Origin of the sequence: Herbaspirillum sp. RV1423 (assembly GCF_000577615.1) — a bacterium.
GTDB lineage: Bacteria > Pseudomonadota > Gammaproteobacteria > Burkholderiales > Burkholderiaceae_D > Herbaspirillum.
This window is the reverse complement of the sequence record NZ_CBXX010000074.1, coordinates 1-9,014: the sequence shown is the minus strand read 5'-3', so window position 1 is coordinate 9,014 and position 9,014 is coordinate 1. Positions and strand designations below refer to the sequence as shown.

The 9,014-nt window shown below is 59.1% G+C and carries 8 protein-coding genes and 2 pseudogenes; 5 read left to right on the top strand and 5 right to left on the bottom strand.

From position 1 onward, the window contains the following. The 5 genes and pseudogenes from RV1423_RS28005 to RV1423_RS27990 form a co-directional block, all read right to left on the bottom strand. A pseudogene (locus tag RV1423_RS28005) lies at window positions 1–1,163 on the bottom strand (hypothetical protein); the annotation flags it as partial. 3 nt (window positions 1,164–1,166) lie between these two features. After that, window positions 1,167–2,156, bottom strand: coding sequence for an ATP-binding protein (locus tag RV1423_RS28000; RefSeq protein WP_034303918.1), 990 nt, complete (start codon window positions 2,154–2,156; stop codon window positions 1,167–1,169). Between the two features lie 25 nt (window positions 2,157–2,181). Then, window positions 2,182–4,164, bottom strand: coding sequence for a hypothetical protein (locus RV1423_RS27995; protein WP_034303917.1), 1,983 nt, complete (start codon window positions 4,162–4,164; stop codon window positions 2,182–2,184). Window positions 4,165–4,387: 223 nt separating this feature from the next. After that, entirely contained in the window at window positions 4,388–4,564 is a 177-nt protein-coding gene (locus RV1423_RS31050) for a Tn3 family transposase (protein WP_373419990.1), read from the bottom strand. A gap of 158 nt (window positions 4,565–4,722) precedes the next feature. Further along, window positions 4,723–5,739: a YeiH family protein gene (locus RV1423_RS27990; RefSeq protein ID WP_034303916.1), complete on the bottom strand. Its 1,017-nt coding sequence runs from the start codon at window positions 5,737–5,739 to the stop codon at window positions 4,723–4,725. 88 nt (window positions 5,740–5,827) lie between these two features. Here RV1423_RS27990 and RV1423_RS27985 point away from each other — a divergent pair, with 88 nt between their 5' ends. From RV1423_RS27985 to RV1423_RS30280, 5 genes and pseudogenes are all read left to right on the top strand, one after another. Next, window positions 5,828–6,769, top strand: coding sequence for a LysR family transcriptional regulator (locus tag RV1423_RS27985; protein ID WP_197035029.1), 942 nt, complete (start codon window positions 5,828–5,830; stop codon window positions 6,767–6,769). Window positions 6,770–6,849: 80 nt separating this feature from the next. Beyond that, window positions 6,850–7,278 (top strand): nuclear transport factor 2 family protein, encoded by a 429-nt coding sequence (locus RV1423_RS27980; protein WP_034303915.1) that lies wholly within the window; start codon window positions 6,850–6,852, stop codon window positions 7,276–7,278. Window positions 7,279–7,306: 28 nt separating this feature from the next. Beyond that, on the top strand, window positions 7,307–7,813 hold the full coding sequence (locus RV1423_RS27975) for an RNA polymerase sigma factor (RefSeq protein ID WP_034303913.1): 507 nt from the start codon (window positions 7,307–7,309) through the stop codon (window positions 7,811–7,813). Next, window positions 7,810–8,607, top strand: coding sequence for an anti-sigma factor (locus RV1423_RS27970; RefSeq protein ID WP_034303912.1), 798 nt, complete (start codon window positions 7,810–7,812; stop codon window positions 8,605–8,607). Before RV1423_RS27975 ends, RV1423_RS27970 begins: the two co-directional genes overlap by 4 nt. Continuing rightward, window positions 8,604–8,885 (top strand): annotated as a pseudogene (locus RV1423_RS30280) (DUF305 domain-containing protein); the annotation flags it as partial. The gene RV1423_RS27970 and the pseudogene RV1423_RS30280, both read left to right, overlap by 4 nt. Between the last annotated feature and the right edge of the window lie 129 nt (window positions 8,886–9,014).

The window sequence follows — 9,014 nt, the reverse complement described above, 5'->3', positions numbered from 1 at the left end:
GAGAAAGACCCAGGATGAGCCCTCAAAATCCAGGTTTTTCGTTCCAATTCCGTGACGCCATGTAGGGTAAGGCAATCGGTCCAGTCGTCCCAGGAGGCATCTAGCGCCGCGCCGAACATAGGCAATGCGAACTCTAGATCGCCTTCTTCAAACGACGGTTGTCCTGCTTCCCATTCGGCAATGCCATACAAGGGCAACCGATGGCCGCGGCGCAGCAGGTACGGGTTACTGCATCCTTGCCATGTCATGCGCCAATAGACGAACACCAGGACCTGCGCTGTAGGTGCGGTTGATACACATTCACCCTTGAGCATGCGGCGATACCATAACCTTGATGGCTGACAGCATTTGCGCCATCGTGCGTTGACGTGCTGCCAGTAGTGGGTCACCAAGCTCTGGTGGTCCGCACTGTCCATCCAGCGCGAGCGCATGCCTGCTAACGGATCGCGCCCTAATCTGCCAAAAGAAATTGCCCGGATCGCCCCGCTCCGAGAAACGGAAGAGGTCTCATTATTGGCGTCAATCACGCCCTTGAACGTGGTCGGATCAGCTGCACGACGCTGTAAAAACACCAGCCATCGCGCCATCAGAGCAAAACCGGTGGGCGACATCCCGCTCGTGATGGGACAGCCGCTGCGGGACACCGGCAACTGTGGCGCCGCGCATGCTGGACAGTTGATTGGTCCATGTACTTTCGAGGTTCCAAAGTGGTACATCAACGGCTCCGCGCATCGGGAGCAGCGATCACGCAGCCGCATATCGTGCAGCGGGCAGCACGTGAACCAGCGCATTTGATGAATCACGAAGTGATAGCCAAGGCGAGCACAGACCGGGCAAATCCTCAGCTGCTCACTCATGAGCGGGTGCAGCGATTTGAGGACACCTCCCAGAAATGCCCCTCGGATCTGTTTTATGGGAACACCCATTTCCCGCCCTAGCACGAGTGCCGCCTGCGGTAAGCGCGCCGGCAGTAAAGATCGCGCGCCAGTCGACGGCACGCCCAGTAAGGCGGCCACCTCGAAAGCGGACAGCGCATTCGAGGCGGCCAGCTTAGTGCCCCATGCCCATGCGGTTTCGAAGGGCGCAAATAAGTGCGGCGCTAGCTTGAGTGCGGAGACGACGTTGATGCCAGCGTGCGGAATAACCAGCAGCGGCAGTGCCATGCGTCAGCTCCCCAGTCCGCGCGCATTGCGCTCAACCGCCTGTTCCGAAACGACGTAGCCGCAATGCTTCACGACTTCACTCCAGCGCTGTTCCCCCAACTTAAAATCGACCGCATCACGCGTGAGACCATCTAGCAGAACGGCCTCCACCGCGCGCGAAAAATATTCCATCGGAATTTCCACGGCGCCCGCCAAGGTAGCATTCTGGTGCGCCACGGCGAATGCGGCCCACAGCAAGGGTGCGCACATTTCCAGTCGCAATCCGGCATCGAACGCATACGGAAAGTAATATCGCGTAAAGCTCCAGCCGCTGCCCGGCGGGTATTCATGCTCGTCATAGCTCTTAAGACAGGTGGCGGCGTCCTCCATGCTGCACACGCCGCGAAAGCGCAGGGTTTCGACCATGAAGCGCTTGACGATCTGAGTGTCGCCCGACGCCTGAAAGCGGGCACGTTTATCGCATAGTTGCTCTTGGCCGAAGAGGAACGTTGTAAGGCGCACGCCGCTCTGTGCCAATTCGTCATGGACGTCCCGTAGCCATTCATACTCGTGCAAGGAATAGCGTTGCGCTTCGTCGCAAAAAAAGACTACCGTTGAACTACTTTGGGCTTCCGCAACCGCAAGCAAGCGATCATGCAAGGCCTTGCGTTTCCCGGAATTGCGACCGGCATCCGGTTCCGGATGACGCACGGCCCGCAGCAAGCAGGAAAAAAAAGCGCCTTCGCTACGGCTAACTTTGTGTTCGGCCTGCACATGAAAGGTCGGTACCGCTGGCAGCTCGCGTTGGATCAGCATGCGCAGATACTCAATCGCGTAAGTTTTTCCTAACCGGCTTTCGCCATAGATCAGCGCACCGGGAATCCGGTACTGCAGGCATTTTGACACCAGCATCCAACAGTTCTCGATGGCGGCCGTCGCGACGCGATAGGTACGCCTGGACAGTGGATGGCAGTCTCTGGCGATGGGGCGGTCAAACGGAGTTGGACGGCTCATTGGATCGGCGCCTTTGTATATTGACTTACCGGGAAAAAACCTGACCCGTACCAATGCTCAGGCTTCTCCCCTTTACTGGCGCCTTGGACTGCGCCGTAGTTGCCACGTCTGTGGCGGGCTTCAACACTGCGGGCGCATCCTTCCCAGGCGACTGTACCGGCCCGGGTGGGGCTTGCGGTACCGGCGATGCGTCGGCCACGGTGCGCCGTGCCGCTTCGGCTTTACTGGCCGAGCGACGCCGCTTGCCAGCCTTTTGTCTAAGGTAGTCGAGATAGCACTGCACCGGGTCGTCGTAACGCATAAAACGCAGCTTGCGTTCGCGCACAAGGGCCAGTATCTCCCTACGCATACGCAGAGTATGCGCAGTGTGACGCCAGGCACCTTGCACCTCGACGACATCTATCTCGCACCCATGGGCATCAAACACGCGAAGCGCACGAACATCGTCGGCATCAAAGTACAGTAGCACCGGTTGTCCTATTAAATCCGCCCGTGCCGCCAGTCTGTGACTGGTATACCGCGCACCGTAGAAATGAATGTAAGGGCGTTCTCCGCGCACGATACTGCCCCGCACATGTGCTTCATGTTGGTGCTGCAGCAGGCAGAGGTTGCGTCGCATAGGTTCGGCCAGCCAGCGCAGCACGATGCATTTTTCACGCACGAAATAGGCCAGCGTTTCCAGCGGCGTCTGCCCACCCAGGCCCGCATGCGGGCTGGCATTGTAGTTGGCGATGGCCACCGCGGTCAGCTCCATCAATTCGTCAAGCCGCACCACCGCCGGCACGCTCCCAGTCAATTCGGCGACACGCCGTCGCGGGTCGTCCACACTGGCACCGGTGGTCGCCGGCAGGCGATGAGCCAGGACCGATGCCAGAGTCCCGAAGAAGCGCTCGATATGCGGGCGCTCGTTCGGCTGGTAAGCCGGGCCGGCATGGGCGCCACATCCCACAATCTCGGTCAACACACGCAAGGTGTCCTGCGCGAGATTGGCGCGCGCGTTATCAAAGCGGAACATGCTCCAGAGTGCGTAGCCCAGTTCGGGAAGGCGCTCCGAGGGCATGCCGGCACCTGGCGCAAAGCGCAGGCCAGGAATGGTCAACGTCGGTGGCCTCCACGGCACCAGTGCCTGTTCCACGGTTTTGAGCACGTCAAAGCGGGTGTACTCTGCTTCAAGGGATATGTGATACCCCAAAACGGCGCGACTGCAGACATCAATGATGGTGAGTAGCCAGACCCGCTCGATGTTGAACGATTCTTCGACACCGGCGACCCGCTCAAAGACCACGCGCAGTTGCACGTCAATGCGATGACCATCGAATTCGACGGCATCGTACGGCAGCGCCGCCACCGACGGTAGGCGCTGCGCGTCAGGCCGTATACCGCCCGAGCGCTTCTCTGCTAGCGCTGCACCTGCCGCCGTTTCGAAGGTGCGCGTCGCCATGGCCTTCACTGCGGCGGCCAGACTACGGATACCTTGCTGCTTCTGAACCAGCGGATAGTCTCGCTCAGTCAGGCCGAGTTGCAGGCACAAGTGGTGAAAATGCTTGTGCAAGACGCTCAGCCCGTCAACAACAAGTCCTTTGCCACCCTGGCGGACAACTACCTGGTGCTCACGCAGTTTGCTTGTGATAAGCGCTTCAAGCTCAGGATGACGCCGCAGCAATTGAGAAAATACGCCAGCCTTACCCGCATTGCCAGGCCGGCCGATCTTCGCCGAGCGCTGATAGAATTTCACCCGTTCGTAAGGAATCAGCGCACGGAAGCCCTGTGCGCGTCCATCCGCATGGGTTTGCAGACAGCGCTCGTAAAGCCGGCGCACGGAACTAAAAGGGACGCCTGTGGCGTCAGCGATCGAGCGCACCGATTCGCGCCGACAATATCGCCTCACGGCGTCTTCACGCGCCCGATAAACCTCCTGTTGCTCAATGGGCAGCCTAGGCCAAGCAACTGTTGGCCAGGCACGGACATCCGCGCGATCAGTGGCGCCTGCGTCTAATCGATTCTTCATACCAATGCTCGTCGAAACACCGTACCGGGACCCAAGGGCAATAACCGTAATGCGTCTGCCTTGATGCTGCCCCGATGCAGAAGCATGAACACCGCCGTTCGCACCAGGACGATGTCATTGGGGAGAATAGGGAAAACGGAAAAAATCGGGCGCTAAGCCCTGTTACCGATTCTTGAAGTCCGCAGCGGCCGATATTTTTCTCATCAACCTTCTTGCTCTTCCTTCAAATGTAATATCCGGTCCCGTAGATGTGCTCCCAGACCAACGAGGACACGAAACTGCAGCATACTGGCGTCGGGGAGCTGCCAGGACCGCGCGCAACCTGTGTCGCCCGCTCCAGAAACACCGCATGCCAAAGAACGATGGCGCCCGTCACCAGGTTTAAGCCGCGGTCGCACATATCACCTAAGCGATGAATCAAGACCGCTCTGGCAAGCGCATTGCGCGACTGCTTGCCAAGCGTATCAGACTGTAACTTTCTGCAATACCACCAAGTTTCTCGTATTAAAAAAATACAGATCCTCGATTTCTAACGGTAGCCGCTAATCGGGCAGTGCTTCAAACGATGCCGAGCATTTTTATCAGGAAAAAACTGATGACTGCCAACGCCAGCAGCGACAACACGACAACTGCGGCGACCCGGCAACCGGCCCGCATGACTGAGCGCGCATCGACGCCGAGTCCGAGTGCGGCCATCGACATAATGGTGAGGAAATTCGCCGTCACGTGCATCGGCGCAATTGCCGCCTCTGGAATGGCGCCGAACGAGCGCAAGGTCAGCAGTAGCAAAAAGCCGACGATGAACCACGGGACCATATGCGACAGCGCAGGACGACGACCACCTTCGCGCCGACCAATCAGCGACAGTACCAGCACGACTGGGCCCAGCATCAGCACCCGCACCAGTTTCACCAAGGTGCCGATGTGGACGCTGCTAAGCGATATCGATGAGGTCGCGGCCAGCACCTGGGGCACCGCGTAGACGGTCAGCCCGGCAAAGACACCGAACTGCGTTGGTGAAAACGACAACAGTGACACCATTAGCGGCAGCACCAGCACCACGACAACGCCAAGCACGGCAGTGAAGGCGATCGCCGCAGCGACGTCCTTTCCATCCGCATCGATAACCGGGGCCACCGCGGCAATGGCAGAGTTACCGCAAATCGAATTGCCGCAGGCAATCAAGATGGCCATCTTGCGCGGCAGACCAAAAGCACGGCCAAGGGCAAAGCTGAGCGCAATCGCGATGGCGACCACTGCCGCGATGCCGCTCATCAGACCGATGCCGTTTTCGAGCAGTGCACCGGCGCTGACCGAAGCGCCCAGCAGCACGACCGCGATTTCCAGCAATAATTTCGCACCGACTTGGATGCCGTCTTCGAAGCGAGTATCGAGCCGATGCACCGTCCGCACGGCGGTGCCTAGAAGAATGGCCAGCACCAGGCTTTCGAGCCATGCGTGGCCAAATAAAGCGCTTTCGATGCTTTCCATTGTGTAAGCTGCCGCAGTCACCACAGCGCAAAGTGCCAAGCCTGGCAGCGCGTTGCGAACGAGTTTTAGTGGTTGCTTGATCATTTGCCGCTCCTGATTCTCGAATTCAATAAAACGATTATCAAGTCGACAGATTGTTATGTCTATCTTATAATATCTGACAGATCGTTAAATGGAATCGAACAATCAGATGACGCTAGAACAATTGCGGATTTTTGTTGAAGTCGCGGAGCGACAACATTTGACCCAGGCCGCAGCGGTGTTGGCCCTTACCCCTTCAGCAGTAAGTGCTTCGATTAAAGTCCTGGAAGAACGCTTTGGCACGGCCCTATTCAATCGCGTCGGCCGAGGCCTCGAGATCAGCGAAGCGGGCCGCATTTTCCTGATAGAAGCACGCCGCACGATCGCCAGCGCGCGGGCCGCCGAACTGACATTGGCCGAGCTGGGGGGAATGAAACGTGGCACGCTCACGATTCATGCGAGTCAGACGATCGCCAGCTATTGGCTACCCGAGTTCCTCGTGCAATTTCGCCAAGCGCATCCGGCGATCGCACTGAGCGTGACCATCGATAACACCCACAATGTCGCCCAAGCAGTGGTTCAGGGGGGCGCTGACCTGGGCTTTGTCGAGGGCGCCATCGACGAGCCGACTCTATCGGTCGATGCCATTGCCTCCGACCAGATCGTCGCTGTGGTCGCACCGCACCATCCATGGGCTTCAGGGAGGAGGCTGCTGCACGCGGATCTTCTCGCGGCACAATGGATCTTGCGCGAAAAGGGGTCCGGCACGCGCTCAGCGCTCGAGTGCGCACTTCAGGCGATGCATGTCGACTTCGATGCACTGGATATCGCACTCACATTGCCGTCCAACGAAGCGGTTCGCTCCGCTGTGATGGCCGGCGAGTTCGCCACCGCCATGTCGCAACTGGTCGTCGCCTCGCATCTGCGGGCAGGCTTGCTGGCGAAAGCAAACATCGACTTGCCGGCGCGCGCGTTCTACATGTTGCGCCATCCCGAACGGTACAAGACAAAGGCATCTCTGGCACTGGAAGCGATGATCCGCCTCTCCCAAATAGCGCGCGACGAAACGCCTGCGAAAATTAATTTGAAATAGATGGAATAAATTCGCCGCAGATCCGTTCACCTCGATAACACCCGTTTTTGCGTCCGACTGACCCAACCAGAGAGAATTTCATGAAACAAGCCACCTTCGCCGCCATCCTCGCTATCGCTTCGATCGGCAGCGCTGTCGCCAGCCCGTCGAGCGATGCTGCGCAGATTCACTTCAGCGCCATTGGCGCGGGCGACACATCCATCATCATGCGTGGCTATGCCGACAACGCCCAGCTGACATGGGTCGGCGGGCCGCTCGACGGCATGTACGCCGGCGCCGATGCCATTCGCGCCACCTGGGAAAAGTTCGGCAAGGCTGTCGGGCCGGCGCGCGTGACCGTGCTTGCTCTGGAGGAATCGGCGAACCCAAAGGGTGCGACGATCGTCGCCAAGGTGCAGTTCGAGGGCAAGGCACAGGTCAATGTGCGCTATGTACTGACCTACCGCGATGGCAAGCTGGTCAACGAAACCTGGCAGATTGATCCGAAACTGACCGCTGCAGCGTATTGATCAATCGACCACTACCCCAGTGACAGCCATGCCCAATTCTCGCGACCAGTTGCTGGCCTGCATTCCCCGTCTGCGCCGCTATGCGCGGGCATTGGTCGGCGATCGGTCAGGCGCCGACGACCTGGTGCAGGACACGGTCGAGCGCGGATGGGCGAGATTGACGTCATGGGAGGGTGGTAGCGATATGCGCGCATGGTTGTTCAGCATCATGCACAACCTGCGTATCGACCAGGTGCGGCGGCCATCCGTGCTAACTGAAACGCTCAACGAGGAGACATCGATGGCAACGGCACTCGGGAGTCCTTCAAGCGGACTCGAACTGCGCGACATGGAAACGGCCTTGCGTGCTCTGCCAGAGGAACAGCGTGAAATCCTGCTGTTGGTGGCCTTGGAAGAAATGAGTTACGACGACGTCGCGCAAACGCTCAAGATTCCCATCGGTACGGTCATGTCGCGCCTGTCGCGCGCGCGTGAAAAAATGCGCGCGAATATGGAAGGGAGAGCGTACATCGCCCCCTTGAAGGTGGTCAAATGAATACCCTACCCATCACGGAAGCCGACTTGCACGCCTTCGTCGACGGCAAGCTGCCTGCCGCGCGCCGACTCGAAGTCGACGCCTATCTGGCGCAGCGCCCGGAAGAGGCGGAGCGGCTGCGCGCCTATACAGCGCAAAACGAAGAACTGCGCGCGCTGTTCAATCCCGTGCTCGACGAAGCGGTGCCGGAGCGCTTAAGCGCAGCGCGACCGCGCCAGTGGCAATGGCAGCGGCTGGTAGCCGGTCTTGCCATCGCCCTGTTCAGCGGCACGACAGGGTGGTTACTGCATGGCCAGCAGGCAGGCGAGATTCAATACGCCCAAGGTGATTCCATGCAAGCCAGGCCGGCGCTGTACGTTGCCGGCCTGGCCCATCAGGCCGCAATCGCCCACGTTGTCTATAGCCCGGATGTCAAGCGGCCGGTGGAAATCGGGGCTGACCAGGAAGAGCAACTGGTGGCGTGGCTGTCCAAACGCCTCGGCACCGCAATTCGGCCACCCCGGCTGGGCAAACTCGGCTACGAGCTGATCGGTGGTCGCCTGCTGCCTGGCGCCCAGGGCGCGGTGGCGCAGTTCATGTACCACGACGCGACCGGACAGCGCCTCACCTTGTACGTGTCGACCGATCAGGCGCACAACAAGGACACGGGTTTTCGCTTCGCACAGGAGGGACCGGTGAATGTGTTTTATTGGATCGACGGCAAATTCGGCTATGCGCTGTCGGCTGGAACTAACAAGGCCGAACTGGCGCGCGTTGCCACCGCCGTGTACGACCAACTGGAGAAACCGTCATGACCCTGATCAACCGGCCTTTGTATTATCGACGCTTGGGCACGTTCGCCGTTGCCGCCCTCATTGGCGCTAGTGCGCTCGGACAGGCCATGCCCCACCATCATGGCCAGTCGGCAGCGGCAAAGCCCCCCGTATTTATCGCCAGCACGGCCAAGCCGTTTGCCGCGCTGATGGACGATGCCATGGCCGTCATGGATGACGGCATGAAGCGCGCGCCAATGAATGGCGTTGCGGAACATGATTTCGTGACGATGATGATTCCGCACCATCAGGGGGGCGTGCCGAGATAAGGGTAAAAATAGCTCATAACACTTTTGGTTATATGGCGCTTAAATTTTATATCGAAATACATATGGTGGTGGCCGGACAACGGTTTTTTCGGAGGAATGAGCATTTTTTTAAATTCATGT